The organism is Methylophilus sp., from assembly GCF_035460085.1.
Classification (GTDB): Bacteria; Pseudomonadota; Gammaproteobacteria; order Burkholderiales; family Methylophilaceae; genus Methylophilus.
In genome coordinates, this window is sequence record NZ_DATHWZ010000019.1 from 80,436 (window position 1) to 97,768 (window position 17,333).

Genomic DNA, 17,333 nt, shown 5'->3' on the forward strand with positions numbered 1-17,333 from the left:
TGACTTGCAATTCATCCACTGTGATTTTGAAAGACACGCACAAGCCATATTAAACATACTGAATGACGCCATCCTCAATTCCACGGCACTTTATGATTACAAAGCCCGCAGTTTTGAATCCATGCGGACCTGGTTCCAGGCCAAACAAGATCACCACTTCCCGGTCATAGGCGTAGTAGACAAAGAGGGTACATTACTAGGCTTTGCCAGCTATGGCACTTTCCGCGCCTGGCCTGCCTACCAATACACCGTCGAACATTCTGTCTATGTGCACAAACATCATCGAGGTAAAGGGCTGGGCTTGCAACTGATGCAACATTTGATCGAAGCTGCCAGGATAAACCAGGTACATGTCATGGTAGGCGGTATAGATATTGCGAATACTGGCAGCGTGCTGCTACACGAAAAGCTTGGCTTTACACATGCCGGCACTATAAAACAGGCCGCATACAAATTTGGCCGCTGGCTGGATTTAGGCTTTTACCAACTGACACTGGACACCCCGGAGAGGCCAGTGGAAGATTAAACGGTTGCCTTGCAATATCCTGGCATCCACTTTTAAAAAAGTGTCATACTTTTATTATACTTGACACGCTCCAAGCGTAGCCGCATTAAGAATATACCTTGGGAATTACCTATACCTAGCAATCCACGCATGTTTAGAAATCGTGAGGCTGCCACTGGATAAGTTAAAATTGAATTCATTTGTATTAACTCAATGATAGTCACGCCTCAATCACTCGCCCGGCAGTTTTGCAACGGTACTTATGTGAACGCCACCGATGCCTCACTCTGGCGCGACACATTCACCTACCTCGCCAGTGTCGATGACGATTCCATCTTCGTGAAAGAAAAGATCCAGTCTTTGTGGCTGATTTATGGCGGAGACCTGCGCGCCAAAATCAAGGATGACACCTTAATCATTCAGGTGCTGAGAAAAGCCTTGCCAGGTCACAGCGGTGACGGCACCACCCTGTACCGCGGCGAGAGCTGGTTTTTATTTGACCAGGATAAAATTGGATTTAGCTGGACAGTGTCTGAAGAGCTTGCCACTACTTATGCCAAAGGCTTGAATGCAGTGGAATCAGGTGGCGTGTTATTGAAGTGTTATGCGCCGGCAGAAGCCATTTTAGCGGCACCAGAACCTGGACAGCCTTCAACAGGCAACGTATATATTTGTGATCCAGGTAAATTATTGCGCCTAACCACACAAGGGCTTTTCCCTAAACTATAAGCTGATTTTAAAAGGGCTGAGAATTCAGAAAGTAAAATAATCGGCTCTGACATCGAGGCCCTTATTTCGCCCATTGCCCATAACCTGTGAACTGGGCGTGCACTTCCTGCATTTGCTCTACACTCAGCAGTTTAGGTTCGCCTAATTGCAACAAGCGCCAATACTGCTCACATAAGTTTTCCACCTCCACGGCAATGGCCAGGGCCTGCGATAGATCCTTGCCTAGGGAGAGCATGCCATGATGTGCCAGCAAACACGCCTTACGGCCCTGCAACGCAGAAACCGCAGTATCAGACAATAATTGGGTACCAAACAGTGCATACGGTGCGCAGCGAATATGGTCGCCGCCTACCGCTGCGATCATGTAATTAAACGGCGGCACATCCCGGCCCATGCAGGCAATCGTGGTAGCAAACATGCTATGGCAATGGACAACCGCATTCACTTCAGGCCTTGCCTTTAAAATATCCATATGCACACGCCACTCACTGGAAGGTTTTTTACCGGCTTCAGGTTTGCCATCCCATTGCATGTACACCATACTGCTTTCGGATAACTGCTCGGCTGGCATCCCGGAAGGGGTGATCAGGAAACCATCCGAAAGGCGTATGCTGGCGTTGCCAGAAGTGCCTTTATTCAAACCCAGCAAAGACAGGTTACGGGCGGCGGTTAACAGTTGTAGTGAAGGTGCGGGAGTAGTCATGCAGGGTTTCTCATTACTGGGTATTTTATTACCTGGCTGCCAAAGACAGTAATTGTTCAGGCCGGAAAACGCCGTGTTCGGTAATAATACCGGTCACCAGGCGCGCTGGCGTGACATCAAAAGCCGGATTCAATGCCTTGCTTTCGTAGGGAATAACGCGAATTTGGCAAACTTGTCCGCTCGCATTTTGCCCTTGCATGTAAGCCACCTCATCCGCATCGCGCATTTCAATTTCGATATCCGTTCCCTGCAGTAACTGCCAGTCTATTGTGGGGGTTGGGACCGCCGCGTAAAAAGGCACCTGCTGGTCATAAGCTGCCAGCGCTTTGAGGTAAGTGCCTATTTTGTTGCACACATCGCCATTGCTGGTTACGCGGTCAGCACCGACGATCACCATATCCACTTGCCCATGTTGCATCAGATAACCACCGGCATTATCGCTGATGACGGTATGCGGCACGCCATGTTGAGCAAGCTCCCACGCGGTTAAACTTGCACCCTGGTTACGCGGCCTGGTTTCATCGACCCACACATGCACATTCAGTCCGGCATCATGGGCGGCATAAATAGGTGCCAGCGCGGTACCGCCATCCACCGTAGCCAGCCAGCCTGCATTGCAATGCGTGAGGATATTGATGACGCGCATGGGCTTTGCTGCCGCTTTTGCTGCAATCAACGAATGACCATGTTGGCCAATCGCATGGTTTTGCGCCACATCTTCATCAGCAATAGCTTGCGCAAACTCCCATGCGGCCTGCACCCTTTGCGCATCAGGTACAGACAACAGTTGTTGCGTCATCCGTTGTACTGCCCAGGCCAGGTTCACAGCGGTAGGCCTGGTGGCAATCAATTCGCTGGCAACCTTATGCACAGTTTGGTCATCAGGATTGTGCTGTATTCCCAATCCGACGCCATAGGCAGCAGCGGCGCCGATTAATGGCGCACCACGCACCTGCATGGTCTTGATGGCATGGCACATTTGGGTATGCGTGTTGATACGCTCAATCACCAAAGCAAATGGCAATTGGGTTTGATCGATGATGCAAACGGATGGTGCATCACGCCAAATTGTCCGGTAATGTTGGTTCTGGATTTTCATACATTTCAAAAACAGTATGGTTTATTTTTCTTTACAAAAATATGTGTAAAACCGCTTGCATTTTTTTATCGGACTTGCTCAAATTTTCCATCCACAAAATCTGTGGATAACTTTGTGGATTGCTGTGTCTTAAAAGCGTAACTTACCAATTTATAAGGGTTTTTTCCAAAAGTTCATTTTTTAATCTATTTTTTTATCTTTTAAAATCAACAACTTAAATAGCATCACTATAATTGAAACACTTTGGACACATTCTTAATGTGTCACTTTAAGTCATGTGCATAAATGCGCTAATTTAGGCAAAACTTGCAAAGAATTTTTACCTGTCATTTCAATGAGTTGCGAAACTTCAATGCGCCGTATTGAGGCTATTTCTTCCGCTATCTTTTTTAATTGATCGGGACTGTTGCGCGCATGATGGCCAATCCACACAGGTTGAATATCCGGCGCATCTGTCTCTAGAACGATATGTTCCAAAGGTAATTCTTCTGCCAGTTTCCGTATCCTTAAAGCGCGAGGCCAAGTCAAGGCTCCGCCAAATCCCATTTTTAACCCCTGTGCGGCCATCGCATCTGCCTGCTGACGGCTACCATTAAATGCATGGGCGATGCCCTGGTGAATATCATGCTTGCGTAAATATTTAAGTATGGTATCAATAGAACTGCGCACATGCAGGATGACCGGCAAATCAAATTGCTTGGCGATGTTTAGCTGGCCTTCCAGCATCGCGATCTGGTGTGCTTCATTTTCGCGCGTGATATAAAAATCCAGGCCAATTTCACCAATAGCCAGTAATTGATGTGCCTGCGGGCCTTGCAATACCGCTGCCACGGTCTGTTGCAAATGCTGTAAGGCATCATCAGTGGCCTGATCGACAAACAATGGATGCCAGCCTAAAGCAAACCCTGCTTGCGGGTGTTCCGCACACCACGCCATGATTGGCGCAAATGTTTCTGCGATCACTCCCGGGATCACAACCGAGCGCACACCGGCATCAAGCGCGGCTTGCCATACGGCTTCACGGTCGGCATCAAAGTCTGGTGCATCCAGGTGGCAGTGGGTATCAATCAGCATGCGTTTTTAAGTGAACAAATAGCACTATGAAAGAATCAATGTGATGACCGTAGTGTGGCTTGAATGCGGATATCCTGACCGAATTGGCGGACGTCCTTCAGGTCCAGATCCATTGATTGCGACATTTCAGTGAAGGCAGGTAATGTGAACATCCCGGTGCCCGTTGTGCCCATCAGTTTAGGGGCGTAGTAAAGTAACAGCTCATCCACCAGCCCGGTTTGCAACAGAGCCCCATTCAACCCGGCACCCGCCTCTACCAATATTTCATTCAACTGCTGCTGTGCCAGCTGTTGCAGCAAGCCTGCAATATCCACCTGCCCAGCCGCATCCGGCAACGCCAAGGTTTGGACACCCAGCGCCTGTAAACGTGCAATTTTATCTTCTGGCGCCTGCGCAAATGCGATGATGGCATGACCTTGTTCAAGCACTTTAGCATTCAAGGGAATACGTAACTGGCTATCAACAATCACCCGCACTGGTTGCCTGGAAGTGTCGACATCACGCACGGTGAGCGACGGATTATCATGCAGGATCGTGCCTATGCCGGTCAGCATGGCACAACTGCGGGCACGCCAGTGATGCACATCTCGCCTTGATGCCGGTGAAGTAATCCATTGACTCACGCCATTCGCCAGCGCTGTTTTACCATCGAGGCTGGCCGCCACTTTTAAACGCACATAAGGGCGCTGCTGTGCCATGCGTAAGACAAAACCGGGATTAAGTGCTTGCGCCTGAGCTTCCAGCAAACCTGCGTGCACTTCAATACCGTGGTCTTGCAAATACGCGATGCCTTGTCCGGCCACCAGCGGATTCGGGTCTTGCATGGCCACATACACGCGACGTATACCGGCTTCGACAAGTGCATGCGCACAAGGTGGGGTGCGGCCATAATGGCTACACGGCTCTAATGTGACATAAGCGGTCGCGCCTTTGACATCTGTGCCTGCCTGGCGCAAAGCATGCACTTCTGCATGTGGCTCGCCAGCCTTGAGATGCGCGCCTTCGCCGATTAACTTACCATCTTTCACGATCACACAACCGACATGCGGATTGGGTGAGGTTGTGTACAAGCCACGCTCAGCCTGCCTGAGCGCCAGTGCCATCCATTGAATCTCTTGTGTTGTCCATTGCATACCCAGATGATACAAAAAAACCCGCACAGGCGGGCTTTTGTTTTATGCGTATGGTTAATGCGAGGAGATCTGGCTATGTGTCAGCCGGCCATCCTGGTCGAAATAAATACGCAACGCATGATAGACATGCATGCATTTGCCGAGGTCATACTCAAGTGCATTCGCATCTTCCAGGCTGGGGCGGCCCAACAAAGCCATCACGGCTTCTTTTTTGGCACCCCGGATCAGGATATGATTTTTAAGGTCGTAAGCCATGTCACCGCGCCGACAATCCTTCTGCACCGTATTCGCCAACGATATCCAGCGGGACTGGTCAAAATTTTCACTGCCAAATACTGCCTGGTCTTTAAACGCCCACCAGGTAAAAAATACAATGGTGAGAATGACCGTAAATACCGCCAGCACAATCGCAGATATCCTGATCAGTTTCATGCGCTTACCTTTCGGAGTGTAACGTTACCGGTTAGTTGTCCAGGTCACGGATTGCATTATGGAAATCATCCACATCGGAAAAGCTCCGGTAGACGGAAGCAAAACGGATATAGGCAACCTGGTCCATTTGTTTTAACTCTTGCATCACTGTCTCACCGAGCAACCGTGCAGGCACCTCACGCGCACCCAGGCCTAATATTTTCTGCACAATTCTATCCAGCGCTTTATCAACATACTCGGTTGGCACCGGGCGTTTGTGTAAGGCCCGGGTAAAGGATACCCGCAGTTTTTCCCGCTTGAACTCTTCACGCGTGCCATTCTGTTTAACCACTTGCGGCAGGTGCAACTCTGCCGTTTCATAGGTGGTAAAACGCTTGTCACACACTTGGCAACGACGACGACGACGGATGGAATTCCCTTCTTCATTGAGACGGGAATCCACTACCTGTGTATCATCAGCACCGCAAAACGGACACTTCATGGCTAGATAATCTTGAAGATTACTTGCCGTATACCGGGAACTGATCTGTCAGGGCATGCACTTTTGCTTTGACCGCAGCAATCACTTCAGCACTTTCAGGGTTATCCAGCACGTCTGCAATTAAATTCGCTACTTGCACAGCTTCAGCTTCTTTAAAGCCACGTGTCGTAATCGCTGGTGAACCGATACGGATACCGGAAGTGACGAATGGGCTTTCCGGATCATTAGGAATTGCATTCTTATTGACAGTGATATGCGCCTGGCCCAGGTAAGCATCCGCGGCTTTACCAGTCAGGTTTTTAGGGCGCAAATCGACCAGGAATACATGCGACTCTGTGCGGCCGGAAATGATGCGTAAGCCACGCTCGGCTAATGTTTTAGCCATCGCGCTGGCATTTTTCAATACCTGTTCCTGGTAAACCTTGAACTCAGGTTGCGCAGCTTCCAGGAAAGCGGTCGCTTTACCGGCGATCACATGCATCAATGGGCCACCTTGCAAGCTTGGGAACACATTGGAATTGATTGATTTCTCAAATTCAGCTTTAGCCAAAATGATACCGCCTCGAGGACCACGCAATGTTTTGTGGGTAGTAGAAGTCACGAAGTCCGCATGCGGCACAGGATTAGGATACACGCCAGCAGCGATCAGGCCTGAATAATGCGCCATATCAACCATGAAATAGGCACCGACTTTTTTGGCTATTTCAGCCATGCGTGCCCAGTCAAAACGCAGGGCGTAAGCAGATGCACCACCGATCAGCAATTTTGGCTTGCACTCGATAGCAATACGCTCCATCTCGTCATAATCGATTTCTTCTTTATCGTTCAAACCATATGGCACGATATTGAATAATTTACCGGACAAGTTAGCCGGTGAGCCGTGGGTCAAGTGACCGCCGTGACCAAGGTTCATCCCCATCACGGTATCGCCCGGTTTCAGGATAGAGAAATACACCGCCTGGTTGGCTTGAGAACCTGAATGCGGTTGCACATTGGCATACTCGGCACCATATAGCGCTTTCAAGCGATCAATCGCCAGTTGTTCAACCTGATCGACAAACTCACAGCCACCGTAAAAACGTTTACCAGGATAACCCTCGGCATATTTGTTAGTCAGCTGTGAACCTTGCGTTTCCATCACTGCCGGGCTGGTGTAGTTTTCTGAAGCAATCAATTCAATATGCTGATGCTGGCGTTCGACTTCAGACGAAATCATTTGCGCTAACGCCGGGTCGGCAACATTTAAGTTTCTTGAAAAGCTAAACATGACGATCAAGTTTCCGTATTCATAAAAATAAAGCCGGATTTTAACATGATGCGACTACGGCTTGCATTGTTGGCTTATTTTTTTCCGACTAAATTACTCAGTCTTTCAAACTACAAGTCAGCAAGAACACCGATTTTGAATTGCCCGTTGATTAACGTCTATGCGCCAGCAATGCCCAATGCGCACCAAATATGTGCACACCTACAGGCGATTGTTTGATTGGCAACAATATAATTAACCAGAAATCAACTTAACCCTATGATTCACATGGCATTTAAGAATCTGGCACAAGTTATGCTAAATATAATCCGTAAGCGTATCTCCAAAATCGCTCCCTAAGCCCAACTTCGGTTGGGCTCTTTTTTTTGCTGATGTAAAGTTGGAATCAGGAGCAATGTGTGAAACAGGCTAATGTTTGCCCTTTGATTTCAATTCCTGCAACGTTTGCTGACAACCTTCATTTGCAGGTTGATCACCACTGCCAGGGTCCAGGAATGGTAGAATCGCTGCAAACGGTGTCACGATGGCCAGCAAAACGCTACCAGCGACGCGGGCTGCGATAGGGCCAGGGCTGATGGATACGTTTGGATTGACAAATGGACCGGTCACTAAAATCGGCGAGCGCACTGTGAATGGCGAGAAGTTTTTCGGATTAGCCTGCAGCTTGAGGTTAAATTGTTCTTCACCCAAATCCATCTGACCATGAATGTAGACAGTGGTTACAGGCGTATCGATCAAAGCAGCGTCTGGCGTTAATACACCCTGCTTGGCATTCCAGCCCATTGCCGCACATTGCATGGGGATAGAATGGTCCCCACTTAATAACAAGCCCACACTTTGGGCGATATCCAGGCCGGCCGCTTCAACGACCAGATGCGAGATTTCACCATCACGCACCATCAGCGCCAATTGGCCATCCAATGATTTCAGCAATGCAGCAGTTGATTTTCCTTCGCCTTTTAGCTTGGCTTTCGCATTTAATTGGCCAGTAATATAAGCAGGCGCATCTTTGTCCGCATCCTTTTTATCTTTTGACTTGTCTATAGCGGGCTGATCTTTAGGTGTTTGATCCTCAGGCTTAACCTTTAACCACTTTTCTAATTGAATATTTTTCAATGCAAATTGAATATCCCACTTCGGTGCCGGAGGATTATCACTCTCTGCTTTATTTTTAGCTTCTGGTGCATCAATCAGCAATGAGCCTGAGAGGCTTCCCTGTGCGGTACCCGCGTGTAACTTGGCTACCGTCAGTTTGCGGTCCTGCAATGTTAATTGAAAATCCAGCGGTGCAATGCGCTCTTTGAATATGCTACCCAGATCAACTGCATCAAAATGGATGTTTATATTGGCATTCATCCTGTCATAAGTAGCAAAATCCAGCGACTCGTCAGGGAATATCTTGGTGGGCGTTTTATTACTGGATACAGTAGCAGCGGGTGCACCAAATGCTGGTGCCAAATCTGCCAACACTAACAGCGGGCCTGTTACATCGCCAGTCAGCATTGGTTTTAAATCCCCGTAATCATAAATGAATTTTCCGGCCAGGCGGCTATGCCCTACTTCTGCATCTGAGACATTGACCTTCCATTGATCTGTATTTTTTTCGATTTCGGCAGCGATCTTGAAGGGCGGGGTACGCGGGAAAGCCAAATCCAGCAGATCACCTACGTCAGCTAATGAAGGGCCGTTAGCATTGAGCTTGCCTTTTACCCGCTGGGTGCCGAATAAATCATACACTGCGCCGTCGAATTTAAGGCTCACTGCACCATACTTCAGCCACCCCTTTGAATTGATAGGAGGTGAGTCTTTGCCTTGCGTTGCTACGGGCAGAAAGCCCTGAGTGACTAATTCGCCTTCCAAGGGACGCTTGTCGAACTCGCCCTTAACCTTCACGCTGGATTCCGGAGTCTTCAGGTGCGCGCCTTCTTCGGTATAAAAGCTGGCAGTCAGGTGCGCTTTGGACATAGCGTCATCAATGCGTGCCTGACCTTTGTTCACGGATAACTCTTCAATAAACGGAAAAGGACGTGAAGGGCCACTATCATCCAGCTCAAAATCCCAGCTGGCTTTGTTGCTGCCATCTCGCTTCAGGTAAGCATCAAGCTGTTCTGCACGGATGGCTTTAATACGATAGGCCTGGCCCTCTTCTAGCTGCAGCAAATCGCGATAGCGAAGTTTGAGGTCCAGCCCATGTGCATCCACCAGATATGGCACTTTGAACGCTTCAGGCGCTGAAATCTGCAGGTGTCCGACTTGCAGGTGTATGCCACCTAGCAACTGCAGGTGAAACGGACGCTCGATCACAACATTCCTGTGCAATGTCTTGCTGGTGAAGTCTTGCATAGGCTGACGTAAAAAAGGCCAGCCTGCGAGTTCACAGCAGACGATAATGACTACCAGCACCAATAAAATCCCACCAAGCCAACGCAATATTCTAATAGCAGTGTTTGACGCAGATGACTTGTTGACCACGGTCTTGTTAGTGACTTCGTTATTCATGCTCACATCTTGCCACGCTGAACTGACATGACCAGTCCTGCATGTCTGACAAGGCTGTAGGAGAATTCTGTCAAAGGCACTATTTACCAGGCTTGACCGCCGTCAAGCCATTAGTCCTCAGTTATAATCAAATTATGTGTAATCCCGTAAACAGGAAGTGATTAAATGAAATGGACCGATAGCCAACGCATTGCCGAAGAACTGTATGACAAATATCCTGAGGTTGATCCCAAAACCATACGTTTCACCGACTTAATGCAATGGGTCATGGCACTGGATGGTTTTGATGATGATATTTCTCGATGCGGGGAAAAAGTACTCGAAGGCATACAACTGGCCTGGATAGAAGAAGCAGAGTAATGACCGCAACTGCATTGCCCGGCTCGATTTTTAAAGCTTATGATATCCGTGGCATTGTTGATCAAACGCTGACCACTGAGATTGTCCGGCTGATAGGCCTTGCGCTAGGCACACAAGTGCAGGCGCGCGGCGAGCTATCAATCTGTGTCGGCTATGATGGTCGTTTATCCAGCCCGGCACTTGCAGCTGCCTTAAGCGAAGGCATATTACAAACGGGCGTTGACGTTATTTCCCTTGGCTTAGTCACAACGCCTATGTTGTATTTTGCCACCCACCATTTGCCGCAAAGCACGAGCGGCGTGATGATCACAGGCAGCCATAACCCGCCGCAATATAATGGCTTGAAAATCGTACTTGCCGGCGAGACACTGAGCAGTGAAGCCATCCAGGCGCTTAGGCAGCAGATAGACCAGCAGCAGTTTCATTCAAGTAGCCGCCCTGGTAAACCCTCTACTTACGATATTTACCCAGCCTATCAGCGAACGATTGTTGAAGACATTACACTGACGCGACCGATGCGCGTGGTAGTTGATTGCGGCAATGGCGTGGCGGGGGCCTATGCGCAAGCTTTGTTTGAAGCTCTGGGATGTAGTGTTGACCCTTTGTTTTGTGATGTTGATGGCAATTTCCCCAACCATCATCCCGACCCGGTAGAAGCCAAAAACCTGCAGGATGTGATTGCAAGATTGCAAACCGGCAATGCCGAACTTGGCCTGGCGTTTGATGGCGATGGCGACCGCCTGGGTGTTGTGACAAAGTCTGGGCAGATCATACGCAGCGACCGCCAGTTGATGCTGTTTATAGAAGATGTCTTGAAACATCAACCCGGTAGCAGCGTAGTGTTTGATGTGAAATCAAGCCGCTATTTGAGCCAATGGATACAAACACATGGCGGTATACCAGTGATGTGGAAAACAGGGCATTCCCTGATGAAAGCGAAGATTCGTGAAACCAATGCTGCCATTGGTGGCGAATTATCCGGGCACCTGTTTTTCAATGACCAGAAAAACGATAAGCAACGCTGGTACGGCTTTGATGATGGCCTGTATAGTGCCGCACGTTTACTCGAGATTGTAAGCCGCGTGAGTGATGCCAGCACGCTGCTGGAAGCCTTGCCCGACAGCGTCAATACGCCTGAATTACAGATTACCATGGCTGAAGGTCAGGCACATGCCTTGATTTCACAGTTGCAACAAGCTGCCCGGTTCCCAGACGCCATTGAAGTGATTCAAATAGATGGCTTGCGGGTAGAATATGCAGATGGCTTCGGTTTAATGCGTGCTTCTAACACGACCCCGATATTGGTGCTCCGCTTTGAAGCAGACGATGAATCTTCATTGATACGTATAAAAAATATTTTCAGGGATTTATTGCTGAATGCCCGCCCTGACTTGAAAATCCCTTTTTAGGTCACCATTGAAAGAGCATGCCTAACCACCCTCGCTTATCTCAACGATTGTTCTCCCGAGGCCAGAGCCTGCTTTATACAGTGCTCTGGTTGGGTTTGGCTGCACTGGTCTGGTTATTGGTAGACCGGGTGCAGCATCCAAACACACTGGAACAAGTCGGAAAACTCAATGTAGCCACCCTCAAACGTGGACCGGATGGTCATTACAGTGCTGAAGCGTTGATCAATGGCGAACGCGTGCGTGTACTGGTGGATACCGGTGCTACCGGCGTGGCCGTCTCGCAGCATGTGGCAGACCGCCTGGGACTGGCCAGCACAGATGCAATCAACACGCATACGGCCAATGGCAACTCGGTTTCTTACCTGGTGAGATTAAAAACAGTGCAACTCGGCGGTATCGTGGCTAATGACGTGGCCGCAACTATCACGCCTGGCTTGGAAGGGGATGCGTTGCTGGGCATGAGCTTTTTGGGTAGGATGGATGTGCGGTTATATAAAGGGACAATGACGATTAAGGATGGTGAGTCGCATTAGCACCTGAGTACAATTAAAGAATAGGCATTCAAAATCATACTGCACTCCAATAACAAGGTTGCTAATCATGATGACCAAGAAACACATTTTCGGAGATCAGCACTACTCGCGTATAACTCACTTCCAGAATCCATTCTCATGATAGAAACCATCTGAGTGAATGCTGCAAGCTGTTCTTTTGAGGCCATGGATGCCCCAGGCACTTCAAATCTCGGAAATGCTGACACTGCTTAAACCATAAAGGCAAATTCTCGCTTTTGCGTCGCCTATTCGCGAAAACATTTCTTTCTATTCATGCGTTCCTGTTTTGGGCTAAACCGTGCTTGATCACATACGCACTTTAAATAATCCATATATGCTTCAGAGCGAAAAGTTCTGAGATGTCGCTGAATTTCGATATGACTTGTAAAAGATATTGGAGACTGGCTCCAGTAGCTCCGCCCAAGAATGAATAAATCACGTTAGCAAAATTTACTCCCCTCTCATGCAAAATGCGCATCAAAGGTACAGTCTAGTGGGTTGACATGATGCCCACGCGAAAAACGCTTATTTTCTATATCCGAACGCCAACTCAAACCACTGCGGATTTAACCCAGCCAAAGGCTCTTTTAACTTGGTCAACGCCTGCGCCGGCCCATGCACTTCAATACGCAATAATTGAGAAAACTCACCCATTTCATGCAGAATCGGCCGCAGGTTTTCAATGTGGGCGAGCAAGGCGTCGGCATCGACAAAACCTTCGCGGCAGTGCGCGAGTTCTCCATCAAAACTAAAACCGTAATACAGGCAACCCGGTTCGCGGGCTGACCATGCCACGTATTTTTCGCAAACAGCACGAAAAGCCGCAGACTGACCTGGGTGGATTTGAAAGTAGGGAGAAACGGAGACGCAGGTATCAGTGGTAGTCATGAGTAAATCGTGTTTTATTTGGCAAGCTCAGCACCTTCCACCACTACCTTAAAAAACTGTAACGCAGCCTGGTCCTGGATACGTATACCCGTTGCAACAGAACCATGATTACCCGGTGCAATGCCGCCGGTAATCAGCATGGACCGGCTCTGGTTCACCAGGCGGCCACGGTTATCGTACTGCAGCATCCTGACCTGCACGCGACCGACCGTGACATTACTATTGTTCTGCACGGCGGCATATACAAGGCCAGTATTATCCGCGATCGGGCCAGAAGGCAGGTAACGGGCCGGGTTACGCGGCAAATCGATACGGATGGCGCGGGCAGCAGAATCTTTACCTATATCTGAATCTGAACTAGCTGCCAATTGATAATGCTGCAAAGCCACGCCGGTCTCACCACGGCCTTCGGCAATCTGACCGAGCAAGGCATAGCCAGGCGCAGTTGGCAGCAACGTATTGGCTTTTTTCAGGAAGGGTTCCGCCTGTTCCTTCTTGCCTGCATTAAACAGGGCAATGCCGCTCTGCACATACGGTTTGAAATAATCCGGTTGCAGCTTGATAGCCTTGTCATACAAAGCCAGGGCTTCGGTGGTATTTTTCTGCGTCAGCGCAATATCGCCCAACAACTCCTGGAAGCGGGCTTCCTTGGGCTCTATGCTGAGCGCTTTTTTGGCCAGTGTTTTGGCTTTGTCTGCATCACCTTTTTGCAAAGCGGCCTTGCCATCGTCATAAGCTTTATAGGCTTCGCGTGTCGCCATCAGTTTCGTGACCTTTTCGGCATACACCTCTTTACCCATTTCTCCGCCAGGGCCAAGTTCAACCAGCGTTTTCTTGTTTTCATCGACCCGCTCTTGCGATGGCGGGTGACTGGCAAACAAGCCGCTGATAAAGTCCTGCCGCTTATTTTCACTTAACCGGACAAAGGTTTCCTGCAAAGTCACGGCTGCGGCAGGATCATACCCGGCCAGTTTCATGTATTTCATGCCATAAGTGTCAGCTTCTGACTCGGCATCGCGGCCGTATTTACTGGTGATCAACTGGCCGCCCAATTGCGCCCCGCCGACCACCAAGTTGGCATAATTTGAATCGCGGGTAGCCAGGCCAACGGCCAGCATCGCGCCTTGCATAAACATGCCGCGCTCCATACCTTGCGCGCCATGGCGTGCAGCCGCATGCACAATCTCGTGCCCCAGCACTGCCGCCAGCTCAGCCTCACTATGCAACTCGTAAAGCAGGCCGCGGTTAAACGCGATCTTGCCACCCGGCATCGCCCAGGCATTCGGCACAGAGTCATTCAATACGACAAACTCATACGGTAAATCCGGACGGTCCGATACCGCAGCAAGCTTTTGCCCCACTTGCTGCACATAACGCGTTAATTCTGCATCCAGTATGTAATCACCGCCTTGCGACTGGCGGGCAGGACTGTAATTCTGCTGGCCGATCTGGATTTCCTTGTCCTGCGAGACAAACTGGAACTCACGCTGCTTGGTCACGGGATTGATGCCGCAGGCAACCAGTGCAACAGACAATAATACCGGCCAAAGAATGCTTTTTTTAATCATTTTTTATTAACCCCAACAATAATGCGGGCGGGATAAAGTACAAGGCGAGCAGCACACAGAAACCGCAATGTAGATCTAGTACATGAGGATTTCAAAATGAAGTTTCCATGTAGGCTAACCTTAAGGTTATGCTGAAAATAAAAGACTGATCAACAAAGCAGTTTGCCAGCCTATCCATTATTCTACGTAATCACAGTGGGTTGTTGCCTGCCGGTTAACGCTGGCAATTGCGAAATCTGGTTAGAGACAGAAATCAACTCGGCCAATGCATCCTGAGCATCCAGTTGTTGCTGTGCCGGGTCTTCGGTATATGCTTCCAGATAGACGCGTATGGTCGCACCTTCGGTACCCGTACCGGACAACCGAATCACGACGCGTGAGCCGCACACGAACAAAATACGCAAGCCTTGCCCGGTGCTGATAGAACTATCGATGGGATCGGTGTAACTGAAATCATCGACCGTGTGGACGGTATAGCTGCCAAACACCTGGCCTGGCAGGGTTTCAAACTGTTGTTTGACATGATTCATCACGGCCTGTGCAGGCGCACTGGGCACGTTTTCATAATCATGGCGTGAATACACGTTACGCCCATATTGCTGCCAGTGCTTACGCACCAGCGATTCTACGCTTTCGCCGGTCGCCGCCAGCAAATTCAACCAGCATAGCACGGCCCACAAGCCATCTTTTTCGCGCACATGGTCGCTGCCAGTGCCGAAGCTTTCCTCTCCGCATAAGGTGACTTTGCCCGCATCCATCAGGTTGCCGAAAAATTTCCAGCCAGTGGGTGTTTCATAACAATCAATGCCAAGTTTTGCGGCGACGCGGTCAACCGCGCCGCTGGTAGGCATGGAACGCGCCACCCCTGACAATCCGCCGGCATACGCAGGAATCAATTTGGCATTAGCCGCAATCAGTGCAAGGCTGTCAGAAGGCGTGACGAAGAAACGCTTACCGAGAATCATATTGCGGTCGCCATCCCCGTCGGAAGCGGCAGAAAAATCAGGCGCTTGATCGCCATAGGCGATGTTTACCAGCTCTTCAGCATAGGTAAGGTTAGGGTCCGGGTGACCACCACCAAAATTCTCGGAGACTTCGCAGTTCATCAGACTATCTTCCGGCGCTCCCAGGCGATTGACAAAGACTTCTTTGGCGTAAGGGCCGGTCACCGCATGCATAGCATCAAACTTGATGCTATGCCCCGCCGCCAGCCAGCGTTTGATAGCATCAAAGTCAAACATGCTTTGCATTAAGTCTGCATGATCACTGACCGAATCAATCACTTGTACCTCGTAACCATCCAGTGTGGTGGTGCCAATCGAGGACAAATCCACTTCAGGTAAATCATCGACTATCTTGTATGACTGAATCTGTTTGCTGTTGGCAAAAATGGCATCGGTGATTTTTTCCGGAGCCGGGCCGCCGTTGCTGGTGTTGTACTTGATACCAAAATCATCATCCGGGCCACCGGGATTATGGCTGGCAGACAAAATAATACCGCCGAAGGTCTCATATTTGCGGATAACATGCGACGCCGCGGGCGTAGACAGAATACCGTTTTGCCCGACCAGCACTTTGGCAAAGCCATTGGCCGCGGCCATTTTGATAATCACCTGGATCGCTTCCTTGTTGTAGAAACGCCCATCACCACCTAGTGTCAGGATCGCCCCTGCCGGGATTTCCAATGTATCAAAAATACTCTGCACAAAGTTTTGCAGGTAATGCGGTTGCTGGAATACACGTACTTTTTTACGTAACCCAGAGGTTCCGGGTTTCTGGTCAGAAAATGGCTGGGTAGGGACAATGTTAATCGGCATACAAACACTCTGATTGATTAAGGACTGGATTGATTGTATTACAGATTGATGTCAGTTTTTTTGCTATTCGGCTGATAAAGTCACTCTTTTATTATCGTGATAGCAAATAAACTACGTAAAATCATGAGCCGATTTTACGTGATCGCATCAGGGCTATTCTGAAACAACAAAGTATAGTGAGAGTCATACAAGTACATCAGCAATATTGATGCACTTACATCAACAACTAAAAGGAGATCATCATGTGGACTAAACCAGCTGCTACTGAAATGCGTTTTGGCTTTGAAGTGACTATGTATGTCATGAACAAATAATCAGCCAACGCTGAATTATAAAAAACCCGCTTAACGGCGGGTTTTTTTATTGCCTGATCAAATAGATCAAACATATAGATCAAACAAGTTGTGACCAAATCAAGTTCACACTGACGCCGATTAAAAATATAGCAAAGATCCGCTTTAATACCTTTACCGGCAAACGCGTGGTTAAGGCCACGCCGAACGGGGCAAACAGCACACTCAGCGGTGTGATCAGCATAATGGCCGGCAAGTAAAGCAGGCCGAAAGTATCCGGTGCATGTTCAGACTGACGGAGCGCATCTTGCAGATAACTCACCGTACTTGCCAATGCAATGGGAAAACCCAGCACAGCTGACGTGCCTATCGCCTGCTTTACCGACACATTACGCATCGCCAGATACGGCACCGTGAGTGTCCCGCCGCCAATCGACACCAGGGCAGAAATCACACCTATCACTAATGACACCAGGCTGATTTCGACTTTACCGGGCACTTTGTGCTGCGTAGGCTTACGGT

The 17,333-nt window shown here is 49.2% G+C and carries 18 protein-coding genes; 6 read left to right on the forward strand and 12 right to left on the reverse strand.

Annotated features, from left to right (window positions below):
• The first annotated feature begins 4 nt into the window (after positions 1-4).
• Together VK958_RS03000 and VK958_RS03005 are read left to right on the forward strand one after the other, a co-directional pair.
• The gene (locus VK958_RS03000) at positions 5-526 is read left to right on the forward strand and encodes a GNAT family N-acetyltransferase (protein WP_325238907.1); all 522 of its coding nucleotides are present in this window, start codon (positions 5-7) and stop codon (positions 524-526) included.
• 192 nt (positions 527-718) lie between these two features.
• Positions 719-1,234: a hypothetical protein gene (locus tag VK958_RS03005; protein WP_325238909.1), complete on the forward strand. Its 516-nt coding sequence runs from the start codon at positions 719-721 to the stop codon at positions 1,232-1,234.
• Between the two features lie 61 nt (positions 1,235-1,295).
• Here VK958_RS03005 and VK958_RS03010 read toward each other — a convergent pair whose 3' ends face one another.
• The 8 genes from VK958_RS03010 to VK958_RS03045 all read right to left on the reverse strand — a co-directional run bounded on the left by VK958_RS03010 (position 1,296) and on the right by VK958_RS03045 (position 9,922).
• Entirely contained in the window at positions 1,296-1,937 is a 642-nt protein-coding gene (locus VK958_RS03010) for a class II aldolase/adducin family protein (RefSeq protein WP_325238911.1), read from the reverse strand.
• A gap of 28 nt (positions 1,938-1,965) precedes the next feature.
• Positions 1,966-3,036 (reverse strand): S-methyl-5-thioribose-1-phosphate isomerase, encoded by a 1,071-nt coding sequence (gene mtnA, locus VK958_RS03015; RefSeq protein ID WP_325238913.1) that lies wholly within the window; start codon positions 3,034-3,036, stop codon positions 1,966-1,968.
• 273 nt (positions 3,037-3,309) lie between these two features.
• Positions 3,310-4,110 (reverse strand): TatD family hydrolase, encoded by an 801-nt coding sequence (locus VK958_RS03020; RefSeq protein ID WP_325238915.1) that lies wholly within the window; start codon positions 4,108-4,110, stop codon positions 3,310-3,312.
• Positions 4,111-4,145: 35 nt separating this feature from the next.
• On the reverse strand, positions 4,146-5,243 hold the full coding sequence (gene ribD / locus VK958_RS03025) for a bifunctional diaminohydroxyphosphoribosylaminopyrimidine deaminase/5-amino-6-(5-phosphoribosylamino)uracil reductase RibD (protein WP_325238917.1): 1,098 nt from the start codon (positions 5,241-5,243) through the stop codon (positions 4,146-4,148).
• 54 nt (positions 5,244-5,297) lie between these two features.
• On the reverse strand, positions 5,298-5,675 hold the full coding sequence (locus VK958_RS03030; RefSeq protein WP_325238920.1) for a hypothetical protein: 378 nt from the start codon (positions 5,673-5,675) through the stop codon (positions 5,298-5,300).
• 31 nt (positions 5,676-5,706) lie between these two features.
• Complete coding sequence (nrdR, locus tag VK958_RS03035) at positions 5,707-6,156, reverse strand: transcriptional regulator NrdR (RefSeq protein ID WP_055870676.1); 450 nt, start codon at positions 6,154-6,156, stop codon at positions 5,707-5,709.
• 19 nt (positions 6,157-6,175) lie between these two features.
• Positions 6,176-7,423 carry a serine hydroxymethyltransferase gene (gene glyA, locus VK958_RS03040; RefSeq protein WP_325238926.1) on the reverse strand — a complete coding sequence of 416 codons (1,248 nt, stop codon included), beginning with the start codon at positions 7,421-7,423 and terminating at the stop codon, positions 6,176-6,178.
• A gap of 408 nt (positions 7,424-7,831) precedes the next feature.
• Positions 7,832-9,922 (reverse strand): AsmA family protein, encoded by a 2,091-nt coding sequence (locus tag VK958_RS03045; protein WP_325238928.1) that lies wholly within the window; start codon positions 9,920-9,922, stop codon positions 7,832-7,834.
• A gap of 165 nt (positions 9,923-10,087) precedes the next feature.
• Between VK958_RS03045 and iscX the strand changes: the two genes are divergently transcribed.
• From iscX to VK958_RS03060, 3 genes are read left to right on the forward strand one after another with little or no spacing between them, the layout of a single operon-like run.
• Positions 10,088-10,282: a Fe-S cluster assembly protein IscX gene (iscX, locus tag VK958_RS03050; protein WP_325238930.1), complete on the forward strand. Its 195-nt coding sequence runs from the start codon at positions 10,088-10,090 to the stop codon at positions 10,280-10,282.
• Positions 10,282-11,691: a phosphomannomutase/phosphoglucomutase gene (locus tag VK958_RS03055; protein WP_325238932.1), complete on the forward strand. Its 1,410-nt coding sequence runs from the start codon at positions 10,282-10,284 to the stop codon at positions 11,689-11,691. The genes iscX and VK958_RS03055 overlap by 1 nt, the downstream gene beginning before the upstream one ends.
• Positions 11,692-11,708: 17 nt before the next feature.
• Entirely contained in the window at positions 11,709-12,224 is a 516-nt protein-coding gene (locus VK958_RS03060) for a retropepsin-like aspartic protease family protein (RefSeq protein WP_325238934.1), read from the forward strand.
• Positions 12,225-12,770: 546 nt separating this feature from the next.
• Here the strand turns inward: VK958_RS03060 and VK958_RS03065 are convergent.
• The 3 genes from VK958_RS03065 to VK958_RS03075 form a co-directional block, all read right to left on the reverse strand.
• Entirely contained in the window at positions 12,771-13,133 is a 363-nt protein-coding gene (locus tag VK958_RS03065) for a putative quinol monooxygenase (RefSeq protein WP_325238936.1), read from the reverse strand.
• Positions 13,134-13,147: 14 nt separating this feature from the next.
• Entirely contained in the window at positions 13,148-14,701 is a 1,554-nt protein-coding gene (locus VK958_RS03070) for a M48 family metalloprotease (protein ID WP_325238939.1), read from the reverse strand.
• Between the two features lie 182 nt (positions 14,702-14,883).
• On the reverse strand, positions 14,884-16,518 hold the full coding sequence (locus tag VK958_RS03075; RefSeq protein WP_325238942.1) for an alpha-D-glucose phosphate-specific phosphoglucomutase: 1,635 nt from the start codon (positions 16,516-16,518) through the stop codon (positions 14,884-14,886).
• A 242-nt stretch (positions 16,519-16,760) separates the two neighbouring features.
• Between VK958_RS03075 and pqqA the strand changes: the two genes are divergently transcribed.
• A complete protein-coding gene (gene pqqA / locus VK958_RS03080; RefSeq protein WP_081624291.1) occupies positions 16,761-16,832 on the forward strand; it encodes a pyrroloquinoline quinone precursor peptide PqqA in 72 nt (23 codons plus the stop codon).
• A 79-nt stretch (positions 16,833-16,911) separates the two neighbouring features.
• Here the strand turns inward: pqqA and VK958_RS03085 are convergent.
• Positions 16,912-17,333 (reverse strand): sulfite exporter TauE/SafE family protein (locus VK958_RS03085; protein ID WP_325238944.1); only part of this gene is annotated, 422 nt, incomplete at its 5' end.